Annotated in this window: 14 protein-coding genes and 1 pseudogene; 9 read left to right on the forward strand and 6 right to left on the reverse strand. The window is 68.8% G+C overall.

Features of this window, described 5'->3' with window-relative positions:
• Positions 1-49: 49 nt before the first annotated feature.
• On the forward strand, positions 50-1219 hold the full coding sequence (sucC, locus tag Q8814_RS10710; protein ID WP_330151996.1) for an ADP-forming succinate--CoA ligase subunit beta: 1170 nt from the start codon (positions 50-52) through the stop codon (positions 1217-1219).
• Between the two features lie 15 nt (positions 1220-1234).
• Entirely contained in the window at positions 1235-2137 is a 903-nt protein-coding gene (gene sucD, locus Q8814_RS10715; RefSeq protein WP_330151997.1) for a succinate--CoA ligase subunit alpha, read from the forward strand.
• A 61-nt stretch (positions 2138-2198) separates the two neighbouring features.
• On the opposite strand, the gene Q8814_RS10720 is transcribed toward sucD, so the two are convergent.
• The gene (locus Q8814_RS10720; RefSeq protein ID WP_330151998.1) at positions 2199-2822 is read right to left on the reverse strand and encodes an IMPACT family protein; all 624 of its coding nucleotides are present in this window, start codon (positions 2820-2822) and stop codon (positions 2199-2201) included.
• Positions 2823-2886: 64 nt separating this feature from the next.
• Here Q8814_RS10720 and Q8814_RS10725 point away from each other — a divergent pair, with 64 nt between their 5' ends.
• From Q8814_RS10725 to purH, 4 genes are read left to right on the forward strand one after another with little or no spacing between them, the layout of a single operon-like run.
• Positions 2887-4023, forward strand: coding sequence for a DUF5336 domain-containing protein (locus Q8814_RS10725; RefSeq protein ID WP_330151999.1), 1137 nt, complete (start codon positions 2887-2889; stop codon positions 4021-4023).
• Positions 4024-4072: 49 nt separating this feature from the next.
• Positions 4073-5593 carry a cell division protein PerM gene (locus tag Q8814_RS10730; RefSeq protein ID WP_330152000.1) on the forward strand — a complete coding sequence of 507 codons (1521 nt, stop codon included), beginning with the start codon at positions 4073-4075 and terminating at the stop codon, positions 5591-5593.
• 53 nt (positions 5594-5646) lie between these two features.
• Positions 5647-6294 carry a phosphoribosylglycinamide formyltransferase gene (gene purN, locus Q8814_RS10735; RefSeq protein ID WP_330152009.1) on the forward strand — a complete coding sequence of 216 codons (648 nt, stop codon included), beginning with the start codon at positions 5647-5649 and terminating at the stop codon, positions 6292-6294.
• Positions 6281-7843, forward strand: a complete 1563-nt coding sequence (gene purH / locus Q8814_RS10740; RefSeq protein ID WP_330152001.1) for a bifunctional phosphoribosylaminoimidazolecarboxamide formyltransferase/IMP cyclohydrolase — start codon at positions 6281-6283, stop codon at positions 7841-7843. The genes purN and purH overlap by 14 nt, the downstream gene beginning before the upstream one ends.
• A gap of 50 nt (positions 7844-7893) precedes the next feature.
• On the opposite strand, the gene Q8814_RS10745 is transcribed toward purH, so the two are convergent.
• The 3 genes from Q8814_RS10745 to Q8814_RS10755 all read right to left on the reverse strand — a co-directional run bounded on the left by Q8814_RS10745 (position 7894) and on the right by Q8814_RS10755 (position 10002).
• Positions 7894-8133: a hypothetical protein gene (locus tag Q8814_RS10745; RefSeq protein WP_330152002.1), complete on the reverse strand. Its 240-nt coding sequence runs from the start codon at positions 8131-8133 to the stop codon at positions 7894-7896.
• 271 nt (positions 8134-8404) lie between these two features.
• On the reverse strand, positions 8405-9364 hold the full coding sequence (locus tag Q8814_RS10750) for an alpha/beta hydrolase (protein WP_330152003.1): 960 nt from the start codon (positions 9362-9364) through the stop codon (positions 8405-8407).
• 56 nt (positions 9365-9420) lie between these two features.
• The gene (locus tag Q8814_RS10755) at positions 9421-10002 is read right to left on the reverse strand and encodes a DUF4126 domain-containing protein (protein ID WP_330152004.1); all 582 of its coding nucleotides are present in this window, start codon (positions 10000-10002) and stop codon (positions 9421-9423) included.
• Between the two features lie 110 nt (positions 10003-10112).
• Between Q8814_RS10755 and Q8814_RS10760 the strand changes: the two genes are divergently transcribed.
• The gene (locus Q8814_RS10760) at positions 10113-11498 is read left to right on the forward strand and encodes a sigma 54-interacting transcriptional regulator (protein ID WP_330152005.1); all 1386 of its coding nucleotides are present in this window, start codon (positions 10113-10115) and stop codon (positions 11496-11498) included.
• On the forward strand, positions 11498-13432 hold the full coding sequence (locus Q8814_RS10765; protein WP_330152006.1) for a vWA domain-containing protein: 1935 nt from the start codon (positions 11498-11500) through the stop codon (positions 13430-13432). The genes Q8814_RS10760 and Q8814_RS10765 overlap by 1 nt, the downstream gene beginning before the upstream one ends.
• Here Q8814_RS10765 and Q8814_RS10770 read toward each other — a convergent pair.
• Both Q8814_RS10770 and Q8814_RS10775 read right to left on the reverse strand, forming a co-directional pair.
• Positions 13433-14548 (reverse strand): annotated as a pseudogene (locus Q8814_RS10770) (MFS transporter); the annotation flags it as partial.
• A gap of 3 nt (positions 14549-14551) precedes the next feature.
• Positions 14552-14947 carry a hypothetical protein gene (locus Q8814_RS10775; RefSeq protein ID WP_330152007.1) on the reverse strand — a complete coding sequence of 132 codons (396 nt, stop codon included), beginning with the start codon at positions 14945-14947 and terminating at the stop codon, positions 14552-14554.
• A gap of 65 nt (positions 14948-15012) precedes the next feature.
• Here Q8814_RS10775 and Q8814_RS10780 point away from each other — a divergent pair, with 65 nt between their 5' ends.
• Complete coding sequence (locus Q8814_RS10780) at positions 15013-16734, forward strand: ABC transporter ATP-binding protein (protein WP_330152008.1); 1722 nt, start codon at positions 15013-15015, stop codon at positions 16732-16734.
• The last annotated feature ends 47 nt before the right edge of the window (positions 16735-16781 follow it).

Genomic DNA, 16781 nt, shown 5'->3' on the forward strand with positions numbered 1-16781 from the left:
CCGCTCAAGACCCCCGAGCGGGCGTGAACGCAGACGAGACGGTGAGCAGATGGATCTCTTCGAATACCAGGCGAAGGAACTCTTCGCCAAGCACGACGTGCCGACGTCGGCAGGCCGTGTTACCGACACTGTCGCCGGGGCCCGCGAGATCGCCGAGGAAATCGGCAAGCCCGTGATGGTCAAGGCGCAGGTCAAGGTCGGCGGCCGCGGCAAGGCCGGTGGCGTGAAGTACTCGTCCGACGTCGACGCCGCAGAGGCGAACGCCGAGGCGATCCTGGGCCTGGACATCAAGGGCCATGTGGTCAAGAAGCTGCTGGTCGCAGAGGCGAGTGACATCGCCGAGGAGTACTACATCTCCTTCCTGCTCGACCGCACCAACCGCACCTACCTGGCGATGTGCTCGGTGGAGGGTGGCGTCGAGATCGAGGTCACCGCCGAGGAGAACCCCGACGCACTGGCCAAGATCCCGGTGGACGCCGTCAAGGGTGTGGACCTCGCGTTCGCGCGCAAGATCGCCGAGGCCGGCAAGCTGCCCGCAGAGGTGCTCGACGCCGCTGCCAACACCATCCAGAAGCTGTGGGAGGTGTTCATCAAGGAGGACGCTCTCCTCGTCGAGGTGAACCCCCTCGTCCGCACCCCCGACGACCAGATCCTGGCCCTCGACGGCAAGGTGACGCTGGACGAGAACGCTGCATTCCGTCAGCCCGGCCACGAGGCGTTCGAGGATCGCGACGCGACCGATCCGCTCGAGCTCAAGGCCAAGGAGAACGACCTCAACTACGTCAAGCTCGACGGACAGGTCGGCGTCATCGGTAACGGCGCGGGTCTGGTCATGTCGACCCTGGACGTCGTCGCCTACGCCGGTGAGAAGCACGGCGGCGTCAAGCCCGCCAACTTCCTCGACATCGGTGGTGGCGCCTCCGCGGCCGTCATGGCTGCCGGCCTCGACGTCATCCTCAACGACGAGCAGGTCAAGAGCGTCTTCGTCAACGTCTTCGGTGGCATCACCGCCTGCGACGCGGTTGCCAACGGCATCGTCGGCGCCCTGCAGACGCTGGGCGACGAGGCCAACAAGCCGCTGGTCGTTCGTCTCGACGGCAACAATGTCGAGGAGGGGCGCCGCATCCTCGCCGAGGCCAACCACCCGCTGGTCACGGTCGTCGCCACCATGGACGAGGCTGCCGACAAGGCTGCCGAGCTCGCCTTCGCAGCGAAGTAAGGGATACACAGAACAATGGCAATCTTCCTTACCAAGGATTCCAAGGTCATCGTCCAGGGCATCACCGGCGGCGAGGGCACCAAGCACACCGCCCTCATGCTCAAGGCCGGTACGCAGGTCGTCGGCGGCGTCAACGCCCGCAAGGCCGGCACCACGGTCTCGCACACCGACAAGGACGGCAACGCCGTCGAGCTGCCGGTCTTCGCGACCGTCGCCGAGGCCATGAAGGAGACCGGCGCGGACGTCTCCATCGCGTTCGTTCCCCCGGCCTTCTCGAAGGACGCCATCGTCGAGGCCATCGACGCGGAGATCCCGCTGCTCGTGGTCATCACCGAGGGCATCCCGGTGCAGGACTCCGCGTACGCGTGGGCCTACAACGTCGAAAAGGGCAACAAGACCCGGATCATCGGACCCAACTGCCCCGGCATCATCACCCCGGGTGAGTCGCTCGTCGGCATCACCCCGGCCAACATCGCCGGCAAGGGCCCGATCGGCCTGGTGTCCAAGTCGGGCACCCTGACCTACCAGATGATGTACGAGCTGCGGGACCTCGGTTTCTCGACCGCAATCGGCATCGGCGGCGACCCGGTCATCGGCACCACCCACATCGACGCCATCGAGGCGTTCGAGAAGGATCCCGAGACCAAGGTCATCGTGATGATCGGTGAGATCGGTGGCGACGCCGAAGAGCGCGCCGCCGACTACATCAAGGCCAACGTCACCAAGCCCGTCGTCGGTTACGTCGCGGGCTTCACGGCTCCCGAGGGCAAGACCATGGGCCACGCCGGCGCAATCGTCTCCGGTTCGTCGGGCACCGCGCAGGCCAAGCAGGACGCCCTCGAGGCGGCCGGCGTCAAGGTCGGCAAGACGCCGTCCGCGACCGCTCACCTCGCTCGCGAGATCCTGCAGTCGCTCTAAGCAGCTCCGCTGCCCGTGCGCGCTTCCGGTAGCACCAGCTACCGGAAGCGCGCACGGCGTTTTACGTGTCCACCCATTCGAATCCGGCGGGTTCGAGTTCTCCGGCGCCGGATGTCGCCGATGCAACGAGGCCTTCCAGCTCCTCGATATCCCGCGCGGCGACCGTGAAGACCGCCCGATCGGCGTACGCGACGTCGAGCACCGCCACCCCGCGGCCTCTCAACTCCGACTCCACCCGGCCGGCATGCGCATGCCCCACGCCGAGGTAGAACTTCTCGCGTCGCTCCCTCGGTACCAGCGTCGTCGCGTCCAGTGCGACCGCGACCGCCCCCGAATACGCGCGCACCAGGCCGCCGGCGCCGAGTTTGATTCCCCCGAACCATCGGGTTACCACCACTGCGACGTTCACGAGATCCCGGTGGTGCAGCACCTGCAGCATCGGAACACCCGCGGTGCCACCCGGCTCACCGTCGTCGCTTGCGCGCTCGGCGCGGGACGAGGGCTCGTCGCCCACTACGAAAGCCCAACAATGGTGTCGCGCATCGGGATAGAGCTGTCGTTGCTCCTCGACGAATGCGAGCGCCGCCTCCGACGATTCGACGCGGCGCACCACAGCGAGGAACCGTGAATGCTTGACTTCGGTCTCCACGGCGACATCCGGACCGAGCGCGGGAGTGTGCGGCATGGCTCCCATTCTCGCGGTTGGTGCTTAGGCTGGTACACAGCGACCGACGACTGCAGGAGGATCGATGTCATTCCCCGCAAGCCCATCCATCCAGAGCAAGGTGGTTCCGCTGCTGTTGCCGCTTGCGGTAGCGGTTCTCGGTGTCGTGAATTTCCTGGCCGGTCTGGCGCCGTTCGTCAGGATCACCTTCGGTTCCAACGTGGCGCTGTCGTCGTTCGACTTCGGCTTCGCCGTGGTACCGATCGCGTTCCTGCTGTTCGGTGGTGTCTGTGCCGCGCTGTCGCTGTTGCCGGGCCAGGATCTGCGGGCGGTGGCGGTCGCGGCGTCGGGTGTCGGTTTCCTGACGTCGCTGTTCCAGCTGTTCCACCTGCCCGAGGACACCGGCATCGCATGGGGTGGTGTCACCATCCTGGTGCTCGGCTTCCTGCAGGCGGCGCTGGCAGTGGTCGCTCTGCTGTTCGGTATCGGGGTGCTGGTACCGGCGAACAAGCCGGGACAGCAGGGCCGGGAGGGACAGCAGAGCGGGTTCGGCCAGGGCTCCGCGCAATCAGGTTTCCCGCAGCAGTACCCGCAGGCCCAGTACGGACAGCAGTACGGACAGCAGTACGGACAGCAGCAGTACGGGCAGCAGCAGGGCGGACAGCAGTACGGCGGAGCGCAGCAATATTCCGGATCGCAGCAATATTCCGGATCGCAGCAGTACCCCGGATCGCAGCAGTACCCCGGCGCACAGCAGTACCCCGGATCGCAGTACCCGGGCCAGCAGTTCAGCGGTCAGCAACTGTCCCAGGCTCAGCCGCAGCATCCCGGACAGCAGCAGTATCCGAGTCAGCAATACCCCGGCCAGCAGGGCCAGCAGTATCCGGCTCAGCAGTACCCCGGCCAGCAGTACCCGAGTCAGCAATATCAGAGTCAGCCCTACCCGGCGCAGCACCTCTCCGGGCAGCACCAGTACACCGGAGAGCGGGAACAGTCCGAGCAGGACCAGGCAGCACAGCAGGACCAGGCCCAGCAGGATCAGGCCCAGCAGGACCAGACCCAGCAATATCCGATCCAGCAGGCGCGACCGCAGCAGGACGACGACGTGCCCGCCACGACCGGCACCGACCGCACCCGCCGCAGCGAAGGCTCGCACGCTGTGGAACCGACCGGCGATCAGGCCCCGACGCAGACCTTCCGTGCGCCGGACGAACAGCGGTGATCGGCGCGCCTGACACAGCGCGACGATTGTCGATGACACCCTCGAAGCGATGACTTCGACGCTGGGCCGGTCCGTCCGGCACTCACCCTCAGAGGACGACCACCTCGACCCGGAGCGATTCCGGATCCTCGTCGGCACCGCCGCCCGAGTGCCGGCGCTGACGACGGCGTTCGTCGCGACCGTCGTCGTGCTGACGATGGTCGCAGCGAACAGCGACCTCACCGGTATCTACGCAGGGATCGCCGGGTCCTGGCTCGCGCTGCACCAGGTGACGCTCACGATCGACGGCACGTCTCTCGGTGTGCTGCCCCTGTTGCCCACCGCCGTGCTCGTGTGGCTGGCGGCGCGCGTGTGTGCCGGCGCCGCCGATGCCACGATCGCTCACACCGAACGTCACCTCGACACACAGGACGCGGCCCGGATCACCGCGGCGGTGATCGCCGGTCCGATGATCGTGACGGTCATCGCGCTCGTTGTGATGCAGGATGCAGCCACCGTGCTGCCCGTCGCGTCACCGAACCCGGCGTCGGCGCTCGCATGGGTGACGGGACTGTATCTTCTCGCGGCGGTGCTCGGAATCGGCTCGCGCACGTGGCGACCGGTGTGCATACGGTTCGGGGTGCCCGAGTGGCTCGTATTGTCGGCCGTTCCCGCGGTGCGCGTGGTGCTGGGCATGTTCGCGTTCGGCGGCATCGTGACCGTCGGCGGCTTGCTGTGGTCGTGGGACGTTGCCGGTGAACTGCTCGCCCGGGGCGACGGTGTGGTCGGTGTGCTGGGCCTGACGCTGTTGTCGATTCTGTATCTGCCGAATCTGATGCTCGGCGCGTCGGCGGTGCTCGCGGGCAGCACGGTCGAGTTCGGCGAACTGCGGCTGAGTTTGTTCGAGGCGTCCGGCGGCGACCTCCCTGCGCTGCCGTTGCTCGCCGCGGTTCCCGCCGGCCCGGCGGGGGCGTTCTGGCCGGTGCTGCTCGCTGTGCCCGCGACGGTGGGCGCGTTGCTGGGCCGCTTCGCGGCGCAGCGCACGTTGCAGGCGCAGGCTTACGGAGTCCCGGTGGGTAACTCGGACGCTGCGTTGACGGTGCTGGCGGCAGCCGCACAGGCCGGCGTCGTGACTGCCTTGCTGACCTGGGTGGCCGGCGGACCGCTGGGTGTGTTCGGGGTGGTCGGCGCCAACTGGTGGCTCGCAGGGGTGTTGGTATTCGCGTGGGCGGGACTCCTCGGGCTGATCACGGCACAGTTGCTGATGTGGCGCGAGGGCCGACTGGCTGCAGTGTCTCTCCGTGCCGAAGCGGTCGAGGACGCGGTCGAGGGCGGGGACGCAGACGGAGACGGGAACGGGGACGAAGCCACGCCGGCCGACGCAGAGGACGCCGAGGCCGCCGAGGACACCGAGACCGCCGATGACACCGAGGACGCCGACGAGGCGACGGAGGTCGAGGCGACGGAAGCTTCCCCCGAAGCCGATACAGACGAATCGGATACGGACGAACCGGACACGGTCGACGCCGACGACGCCGAGGACGAGAGCGAGGGGGAGGTCGCGGACAAGCGCGCAGACAGCGCCGACTAGGCTCCCATACGGCCGGTGATCCGGCCGACCCCCTCGAGTCCAGGAGTAGAGCGCTGACTGCCTCGCGTGACCAGCTGCCGCCCACCGCGCCGGCGAAGGTCGTCGTACTCGCATCGGGCACCGGAAGTCTGCTGCGATCGCTCATCGACGCCTCCCGCAGCGACGGTTATCCGGCGCGCATCGTGGCCGTCGGTGTCGACCGCGTCTGTCCCGCCGAAGAGCATGCCGACGATGCGGGCATCGCCCGGTTCCGGGTCGCGTTGCGTGAGCACCCGGACCGCTCGGCCTGGGACCGTGCTCTCACCGATGCCGTCGCCGCGCACGAACCGGATCTCGTCGTGACAGCGGGCTTCATGAAGATTCTGGGCACCGTCTTCCTCGATCGTTTCGGCGGTCGCATCATCAACACACATCCGGCGCTGCTGCCCTCGTTCCCCGGCGCGCACGCCGTGCCCGATGCCCTCGCGTACGGGGTCAAGGTCACCGGGTCGACCGTGCATCTCGTCGACGGCGGTGTGGACACCGGTCCGATCCTCGCGCAGGAGCCGGTGCCGGTGCTCGACGAGGACGACGAGACCACCCTGCACGAACGCATCAAGGTTGTGGAGCGACGGTTGCTGGCCGAAGTGGTGGCCGCCGTCGCGACTCGTGGAGTTGTTTCCGATGGACGAAAGGCCGTGATCCCCAGTGACCGAACGTAAGACTGTGCGCCGCGCGCTGGTCAGCGTGTACGACAAGAGCGGGCTGGTGGACCTGGCGACCGGCCTGCACGAGGCGGGTGTCGAGCTGGTGTCCACCGGTTCGACGGCCGCCACGATCGCCGCCGCGGGTGTTCCCGTGACGAAGGTCGAGGAGCTCACCGGGTTCCCCGAGTGCCTCGAGGGGCGCGTCAAGACGCTGCACCCGCGGGTCCACGCCGGCATTCTCGCCGACACGCGTAAGCAGGACCATCTCGATCAGATCGCCGATCTGGGCATCGAGGCGTTCGAGCTCGTCGTCGTGAATCTGTACCCGTTCACGCAGACCGTCGCGTCCGGGGCGAGCCCCGACGAGTGTGTCGAACAGATCGACATCGGCGGGCCGTCGATGGTGCGTGCCGCCGCGAAGAACCACCCGTCGGTGGCCGTGGTCGTGGACCCCGCCGCGTACGGTGACGTCCTCGAATCCGTGAAGGGCGGCGGATTCGACCTCGCGCAGCGCAAGCGTCTCGCCGCACAGGCGTTCCAGCACACCGCTGCCTACGACGTCGCCGTGGCGAGCTGGATGAACAGCGGCTACGCGACCGCGGAGAGCGACGAGTCGCAGTTCCCGGCGTGGGCCGGCGCGACGTGGACGCGCGCGAATGTGCTGCGCTACGGCGAGAACCCGCATCAGGCTGCGGCGCTGTACGTCTCCGAGCACGAGGAGCCGGGTCTCGCGCAGGCCGAGCAGTTCCACGGCAAGGAGATGTCCTACAACAACTACCAGGACGCCGACGCCGCCTGGCGTGCCGCGCACGATCATTCCGAGCCGTGTGTCGCGATCATCAAGCACGCCAACCCGTGTGGCATCGCGATTGCCGACGACATCGCAACCGCGCACCGCAACGCGCACGAATGTGACCCGGTGTCGGCATTCGGTGGTGTCATCGCCGCGAACCGTGAGGTGAGCGTGAAGATGGCCGAGCAGGTGGCGGAGATCTTCACGGAGGTCGTCATCGCCCCCGCGTATGCCGACGGTGCGGTCGAGGTGCTCTCCCGCAAGAAGAACATCCGCATTCTGCGCGCGGATTCTCCGAAGTCCGCGCAGATCGAGATGCGCCAGATCTCCGGTGGACTGTTGCTGCAGGAACGTGACGCGCTCACCGCAGAAGGCGATGCGCCGGCGAATTGGCAACTGGCATGCGGTGATCCGGCGGATGCGGCGACACTGCGCGATCTCGAGTTCGCATGGCGCACGGTGCGGGCCGTCAAGTCCAACGCGATCCTGCTGGTGTCGGGCGGCGCGACCGTCGGCGTGGGTATGGGTCAGGTCAACCGTGTCGACTCGTCCCGGCTCGCGGTGGCGCGCGCGGGTGAGCGCGTGGTGGGCTCGGTGGCTGCCTCCGACGCGTTCTTCCCGTTCGCCGACGGCCTGCAGGTACTCACCGAGGCCGGCGTCAAGGCGGTCGTGCAGCCCGGAGGATCCGTGCGGGACAACGAAGTGATCGAGGCTGCTCGCGAGGCGGGCGTCACGTTGTACCTGACGGGGGCCCGGCACTTCGCGCACTGAACGCGGTTCGAGTACTCGAGACGGGCGACCGCCCGCCCGCCCGGCCTGGGTCAGGCCGCGTGCGGGTGGGCGGTTTCCTGTCGGTACGGCAGTTCGATGTCGGTGGTGCCGCGGCCGTCGGAGATGACGAGCCTCGCTGCGCCGCGCTCGAGCAGATCCCGGATGAGATCGGCGGCGAGCGCGCCCTTCTCGGCATCGACGTGGCTCAGGTCGATGGTGATGGCGTGACCGGTCAGGTCGTTCGGAAGGGTCTTGGGCACGGACCCGGATGCTCCCAGTCGTAGTTTCATGGTGTTCTCCTGTCAACAGATATGAAAAAGGGCACCCGGGGCGTGGTGCCCGGGTGCCCGAGAATGAGTCGGTGTGGTGGACTCTATTCTCGGGGTCGCCTCGTGGCGAAGCAGTAGTGCAGGTGCGCGAACGGTACGGAACAACGCTTGTGGTGCTTGTATCGCATCGGGACCGTACCTTTCTCGTGTGCACCTACGGGTTAACGGGAAACCATACACCAACAACGCAATGTTGACATTTGGTATTTCTGGTAATTCGCGGACCGGTGGGTCAGAGAGTTTTGATCCATTCCTCGAACCCGCTGGTGAACTCGTCGGAATAGGGCAGGTCCGCGACGTAGTCGGCGCCCGTGGACTGCTGATCGCCGATGTCCTTGAGGACGTGGTTGGTGCGCCGCATGCGCAACGACGTCAGGCGGGTGTGTACGAGCGCGGCGTCGAGGGCGTCGACGTCCTCGACCCGCACCTGGATGTCCTTGGACGACACACTGGTCAGAACGGGAAGGTCGCCGTCGATCTGCGCAGCGAGCATCCGCGGGTCGAGTGCGTCCTCCTCGGCGAGGGCCTTGGCGTTGGCGGAGACCAGACCTGCGTTGCGGAGCGGTTCGGGAAGGTCGTCGCTGAGGGTGCCGTCGGCGCGCAGTGACTCGACCGCTCCCGTGAGCGCGACACGCAGCTCGTCGGCGATCTGGACGGGCAGTTGACGCGCGGAGACGACGGCGTCGAGTTGAGCGTCGATCTGGGCTGTGAGCAGGTCGAGAAGGCGTACCGCGAGCGGCTCGAGGAGGCCCAGGCCGGAGATGCCGGAGTTCGTCTGAGCGAGCGACAGGGCGATGAGCGCGCCTTCCGAATGTCCCACCACATACAGTCGTCGGGCGTCGACGCCGCGCTGGGCGGCGAGGAACTTCAGCGCCTCGGCCGCGGCGTCGATGAAAGTGGAGAAGCCGAGGTCGGCGACATCCTCGACGTCGTACGGGCCGAGGCCGGTGACGCCGCTGCCGAGCTTGTCGTAGCGCAGGCTCGCGAAACCGTGACGTTCGAGCACGTCGGCGAGGTGGCGGAGGGTGCCGATCGGCCCGGGCAGCAGTGCGCTGTCGCCGTTGCGGTCGGTGGGGCCGCTGCCCGCGAGCAACAGCACGGCGGGCACCGCACCTTTGATCGAGACGGGTACTCGCAGACTGCCGTGCAGGTTCACGTCGCCGCTGGAGAAGGTGATCTCGATGTCCGACATTCCCATTGTCTATCAGAAGGGCGCCCCTCCCCCGGAAGGGCACCCGGTGCCGGTACTCAGGCCGCTCGGACGCCGCGGGGTCGCCGCAGGCGGCGGAACCCGCGGTAGCCGAGCCAGCCGAACAGCGCGAGCACCGGTATCACGAGCAGCGGAAGGACCAGCGCGATCAGCGAGGTCACGAACGAGACTGCGCTGTCGAGTACCGACAGCACCGGGTTGCCGAGGCCCGCGGTCGTGGCGGTGCTCGCCGCGCGGACCCCGGTCTGGGTGGTGCTCACCGCGAGCGCGGTCGGGGCGCCGATGACGATGCCCGCGATCGCCGCCCAGGTGGGGTCGAGGTCGCTGAGCGCCGCCCAGGTCGCGATCGCCCCCGCCACGGGCCGGGTGACGGTGCCGACCATCGACAGGGCGTTGTCGACGAGCGGGATCAGGTCGGCGAGGACCTCGGTGACGGTCGCGATGCCGAGCGCGATGAGGGCCCCGGTCGAGCCGACCCACTGCATCGATTCGCCCAGCGTGATCCCGAACAGTTCGAAGTGCACGGCGGCGGAGAGCATCAGCAGCGGCAGGAAGGTCCGCAGCCCGGTCGCGGCGGCGAGTCCGAGCCCGAGCAGCGCCGCCAGAAGCCACGTATCCATGCGGGGGAGTGTAGGCGCGGTTCCGGTCGCGGTATGCAGGTCGGAATATGCGAAGTCGGGGTTGCGCATCCGAGGTGCCGAAAGTGGCGTTGCGTCGTACCTTGGGTGAGGTGACGTCACCCACACCACGCCCGTCCACCCTCGGCGAGCTGCGTGCCTCCGGGCACGTGCAGCGTTCGGTCAAGGACGAGATCCGGCAGAACCTGCTCGCAGCGCTGCGCGACGGTACCGATCCATGGCCCGGAATCGTCGGATTCGACGACACCGTCGTTCCCCAACTCGAGCGGGCACTGCTGGCCGGGCACGATGTGGTGCTGCTCGGTGAACGCGGTCAGGGCAAGACCCGGCTGCTGCGCACCCTGCCGCTGCTGCTCGACGAGTGGACTCCGGTCATCGCCGGATCCGAGCTCGGCGAGCACCCGTACGAACCGATCACCCCCGCGTCCATCCGCCGCGCCGCCGAGCTCGGCGACGACCTGCCCGTCGCGTGGCGGCACCGCAGCGAGCGATATGCCGAGAAACTCGCGACCCCGGACACCTCGGTCGCCGACCTCGTGGGGGACGTCGATCCCGTCAAGGTCGCCGAGGGCCGCAGCCTCGGCGACCCCGAGACCATCCATTTCGGGCTGGTGCCGCGTTCGCATCGCGGCATCGTCGCGGTCAACGAGTTGCCCGATCTCGCCGAACGCATCCAGGTGTCGCTGCTCAACGTGATGGAAGAACGCGACATCCAGGTCCGCGGCTACACGCTGCGGTTGCCGCTCGACGTGTTGCTCGTGGCGAGTGCGAACCCGGAGGACTACACGAACCGCGGGCGCATCATCACCCCGCTCAAGGACCGGTTCGGCGCCGAGATCCGCACCCATTACCCGATGCAGCTCGACGACGAGGTCGCGGTGATCGAACAGGAGGCGCAGCTGCAGGCGCGCGTCCCCGATTTCCTGCTCGAGATCCTGGCGCGCTTCACGCGCTTGCTGCGCGAGTCCACGTCGGTGGATCAGCGTTCCGGGGTGTCGGCGCGGTTCGCGGTGGCCGGCGCCGAGACCGTCGCCGCGGCCGCGATGCATCGTGGCGCGGTGCTCGGCGAGAACGATCCGGTGGCGCGGCCCGTCGACCTCGGCACCGTGGTGGAGGTGCTGCGCGGCAAGGTCGAGTTCGAATCCGGCGAGGAGGGAAGGGAATTCGAGATCCTCGAACACCTGCTGCGGCGCGCCACCGCCGAAACCGCCCGGTCGCGTCTTGCGGGCATCGACCTGGCTCCACTGGTCGCCGCCGTCGAGCAGGGCGATCCGGTGGTCACCGGTGAGCGCATCACCGCCAAGGTGCTGCTCGACGAGCTGCCCGAACTGCCGGTGCTCGACGTCGTCGCCGAACGGCTCGGTGCGGACGACGACGGAACACGCGCCGCTGCCGTCGAATTCGCGCTCGAAGGGCTGTATCTGGCGCGGCGCATCGCCAAGGACACCGACGATGCCGGGGCGGCGGTGTACTCCTGATGAGCCGCGCAGCGCGGTACGGGCCGTATGCCGGTGGTGATCCGCTCGCCCCGCCGGTGGACCTGCGTGAGGCGCTCGCCTCGATCGGCGACGACGTGCTGGCCGGTTCCTCCCCGAAACGTGCCCTGCGCGAGTTTCTGCGCCGTGGGAACAGGGACATGCGCGGGCTCGACAAGCTTGCCGCGCAGGCGAGCCGGCGTAAACGCGAGCTGCTGAAGAACACCAATCTCGACGGCACCCTGCGCGAGGTGCGCGAGCTTCTCGACCGCGCGGTCCTCGAGGAACGCAAGGAGTTGGCGCGCGCCCTCGACGACGATGCGCGTTTCGCGGAGATGCGCATCGAGGAACTGCCGCCGTCCACGGCGCAGGCCGTGCAGGAGCTGGCCGACTACGACTGGCGCAGCCCGCAGGCGCGGCAGGACTACGAGAAGATCCGCGACCTGCTGGGCCGCGAAATGCTCGACCAGCGATTCGCAGGCATGAAACAGGCACTCGAGGGTGCCACCGACGAAGACCGGCAGCGCATCGACGAGATGCTCTCCGACCTCAACGATCTGCTCGACAAGCACGCCCGTGGGGAGGACACGGAGGAGGATTTCGAGCAGTTCATGGCCGAGCACGGCGACTTCTTCCCGGAGAACCCCCGGAATGTGGAGGAGCTGCTCGATTCGCTCGCGCAGCGCGCCGCCGCCGCGCAGCGCCTGCGGAACTCGCTCAGCCAGGAGCAACGCGACGAACTGGATGCGCTGGCGCAGCAGGCTTTCGGTTCGCCGTCGCTGATGAATCAGCTCGAGCGTCTCGACGGGAACCTGCGTGCGGCCCGGCCGGGTGAGGACTGGACCGGATCGGAGCGGTTCCGCGGCGACCAGGGCATGGGACTCGGGGAGGGAACCGGGGCGCTGCAGGAGATCGCCGAACTCGATCAGCTCGCCGAGCAGTTGTCGCAGCAGTACGCGGGCGCATCGCTCGACGACATCGATCTCGATGCCCTGGCCCGGCATCTCGGACCCCAGGCCGTCGCCGACGCGCGGACCCTCGCCGAACTCGAAAAGGAACTGCAGCGACAGGGTTTCTTCGATCGCGGCGCCGACGGGCAGTGGCGGCTGTCTCCGAAGGCGATGCGTCAGCTCGGGCAGACCGCGCTGCGCGACGTCATGGACCGGGTCTCGTCCCGTGGTGGGCAGCGCGAGACGCGGCGGGCCGGCGCGACGGGTGAGCCGACGGGCGCGTCGCGGCCGTGGGAGTTCGGCGACACCGAGCCGTGGGACGTGGTCCGCACGCTGACCAACGCGACATTGCGTGATCCCGGTGTGCCGGTGCGGATGGCGGTGTCGGATGTGGAGGTCGTCGAAACCGAGCAGCGTACGCAGGCCGCGGTCGCGCTGCTGGTCGACACGTCGTTCTCGATGGTGATGGACGGGCGCTGGGTGCCGATGAAACGCACCGCGCTCGCGCTGAATCATCTGGTAGCCACGAAGTTTCGCGGTGATGCGCTGCAGCTGATCGCGTTCGGCCGGCATGCGCGGGTGGTGACGGCTCCCGAACTCGCCGGACTCGACGGGGTGTACGAGCAGGGCACCAACCTGCATCACGCGTTCCTGCTCGCGGGCCGGCACCTGCGTCGGCACCCGAACGCGCAGCCGGTGGTGCTCGTCGTCACCGACGGCGAACCCACCGCACATCTCGAATCCGACGGTTTCGCGACGTTCGACTATCCGCCGAGCGCGCGCACTCTCGGCATGACCGTGCGCGAACTCGACCATCTCGCGCGGATCGGCGCGCAGATTACCATTTTCCGGCTCGGCGACGATCCGGGGCTGGCGCGCATCGTCGACCGAATGGCACGCCGGGTCGGGGGACGCGTCGTCGCTCCGGACCTCGACGGGTTGGGTGCGGCGGTGGTGAGCGACTACGTGCGGATGCGCCGCCGCTGACGCCGCCACTCCCGCGACACCGGCGACCGCGCCCGCGGCGAGCGGTACCGCGACCTGTCCGAGCCGGTTGCCGGTCAGCCGCACGGCCAGCGCCGACGCCCGATCCGACGGGGCCACGAGTTCGACCACCCACGTCATCGTCAACGGCTGGCCCACACCCCAGAACGTGCCGCACACCGCGAGCAGTGCGGCGATCACCCACGGATCGGGCACCAGCGGGATCAACGCGACCGGCACGATCGTGCCCGCGGTGGCCGACAGCAACAGCCATCGCCGGGGGATGCGGCGCAGCGCCCACGGCAACAGCGCCCGCGACACGATCGACGCGACCGTGCGGGCGGTGAGCAGCGCCGACACCAGCAGCACACCGAAGCCGAACTCTTCGCCCAGCAGCGGCAGATACACCACGACGAGGTCGACGGAGGCGAGCACGATCAGGCTCGACAGCATCGCCGGTTTCATGCCTTTGGTGGCGAGCATCGAGCGCACCGACTGCGGTGCGCCGTCGTCGGCGGTGCGCCCCGATCCGGGTGGTTCCCGCAGTCCCAGCACGAACGGCAGGGCGAGGGCCGACACCGCGGTCATCGCCAGCAGGGCCGCGGTGGTGTCGACGATGTCCGACCCCGCATCCGTGGTCGCGGCGATCGCACCCGCGAGGGGGACGCCCACCGCCTGCCCGATGGACACCCCGAGGGTGATGCCCGCGAACCCGCGATCGAGCTCGCCCGGCGGCGACAGGATCGACACGAACGCCTGACCCGACACGGTGACGAGGAGCTGGCCCAGACCCAGGACGACGTTGCCGAGCCCGAGCACCACCAGACCGGAGCTGAACGCGATCAGGCCGGCACCCACCGCGGTGACCACGATGCCGATGCGCAGGATCGCGGTGGCATGTCCGCGGTCGACGGCACGCCCGAACCGCACCGCCGCGAACAGTGGGACCAGGGCATAGAGCGCCGTGACGACACCGATGGCTTCCGCGTCGCCGCCGAGGGCGAGGATCCGGTACGACACCAGCACCCGAATCGACTGGAACGCCGCGTGCAGCAACGCCGTTGCGGTGCACAGATACAGCAGCCAGTGACGTGGAACTTCGGGACGGGCAGCGTGCATCACTCAGGCAGCCACGACGCTGCGGTCGCCGAGCGGCGATTGCAGCGACAGTTCCAGCACCCCGGTGACAGCGATCATGATGCACATCCGGTCCTGCGCCTCGGGCAGCGTCCCGCCCCGAAGCTCCACGGTCACGACGTCTTCGGTTTCGACGACGGTCGCGTCGACCCCGAAGCATTCGGGGGTGCCCGTCTCGAAATGCACCGCGATGCGATCGTCGCCCACCCGCGACCACGACGTGATCGTCAGCGGTCGGGGTTCGACGATGTCGGGCCGCGCCACGAACTCGGTGGCACCCGCCGGAGCCGGTGCCTCCGGCAGCGCCGGTGGACGATCGGCGCCTCCCGTACCGCACGCGACGGCGAGGAGGCTGCAGGCGAGGAGCACGAGCAGACGCATGCATCCCACCGTATGCGCCCGCCGTGGCAAGGTGTACGCCGCGACTGTTCCAGACCGGAGACCCGATGAAGCTGCCCGTCCTGTTCGACCCCCCGCCGATTTCCCCGGCCACCCCGGAGATCCGGGTGGACGAGGCGACCACGCCCCGCCGGTTCACCGTGCGCACGATCCTCGCCGCGCGGAAGTGGACGATCCCGGCCGCCGGGCTCGTGTCGGTGCACCAGATGTGCGAGGCGCTCGTGCCGGTGGTGATGGGCCTGGCCATCGACCGGGCCATCGCCACCCGCGACGCGGGGGCGCTGTGGATGTGGCTGCTCGCGCTCGCGGCGTTGTTCGCGGTGCTGACCGTCTCCGCCCGGTTCGGCGGGCGCATCGGGCAGTTCGGCATGCTCGCCGTCCAGCACCGGCTGCGCTCTCGCGTCACCGACCGCATCCTCGACGTGCGCGGCATCGGCGGGCCTCCGCGTCCACCGGGTGTCGTGTTGAACATCGCGACGTCCGACGTCGAACAACTCGCCCGCGGCATCGCCGTGGCCGTGTACCCGGTCGGGCACCTCGTCGCGATCGTGTTCGGTGCGGGCATCCTGCTGAGCACGTCGTGGATGCTCGGACTGGCCATCCTGCTCGGGACACCGCTGATCCTGTGGTTGCTCGACAAGGCGTCGGGTCCGTTACGGCGCCGCAGTTTCAAAGAACAGCAGCTCGCCGGGGACGCCGCCGGCACCGCCACCGACCTCGTGTCCGGCATCCGCGTGGTCAAGGGCATCGGTGCCGAGGGCGAGGCGTCGCGCCGGTATCTCGCGGCCAGCCGTCGAGCTCTCGACGGGGTGCTGCGGTCGGCGCGCAGCGAGGGCGGCTACATCGCGACGATGGAACTCGTGTCGGGTCTGCTCATCGCCGGTGTCGCGGTCGCGGCCGGCGCGATGGCGGTAACCGGATCGATGACCGTCGGCGAGCTCATCACGGTCGTCGGGGTCACCCAGGTCATCATGGGTCCGCTCGCAGCGCTCGGCACCAACATGGGCGCCGTGTGGGCGGCCGCGGTGGCCTCCGCCGAGCGGGTCCTCGGCATCTTGCAGGCGCCTGCCGCCGTGCCCACCGGAACCCGCGATATCGGGCCCGGCCCCGACGGCGCCACCGTCGGGCTCGACGGACTCGCCGTGGGCAGCATCCGCGACCTGACGCTGACGATCCGGGCGGGAGCGCTGACCGTCGTCCACACCGACGCCGAGACCGTCGATGCGCTCGTCGGGGTGCTGTCGCGCACCCGCGAACCCGAGGCCGGACGCGTGCTCGTCGGCGGTGTCGACCTGTTCGATCTCGGGCACGACGCCGCGCGGCGCGCTCTGCGGGTCGCGCCGCACGCGTCGCACCTGTTCGAGGGCACGGTCGCCGAGAACATCGCCGCGGGGTTGCCCGACGAGATCCCCGACGCGGACGTCCGCGTCACCCGCGCGATCTTCGCCGCCGCATGCGACGACGTCGTGCGGGTGCTGCCCGCCGGACTCGACACCCCGGTCGGTGAGGCCGGGCGGCTGCTGTCGGGTGGGCAGCGGCAACGTGTCGCGCTGGCCCGGGCCCTCGCCGCTCCCGTCGACGTACTCGTCCTGGTCGACCCGACCACCGCCGTCGACTCCGTCACCGAAGCCGCCATCGCGGAACGACTTCCGGAGGTGCGACGCGGATCGACCACGGTGATCTTCACGCGGTCGCCGGCCTTCACCGCGATCGCCGACGACGTGCTCGTCGTCGACCGCTCCTTCGTTCAGGCCGGAGAACGCTCATGATCACGTCCACTCCACGCAGCGGTGAGCGGTTCCGCACCGCCGACGCC

The organism is Rhodococcus chondri, assembly GCF_036327435.1.
Classification (GTDB): domain Bacteria; phylum Actinomycetota; class Actinomycetes; order Mycobacteriales; family Mycobacteriaceae; genus Rhodococcus; species Rhodococcus chondri.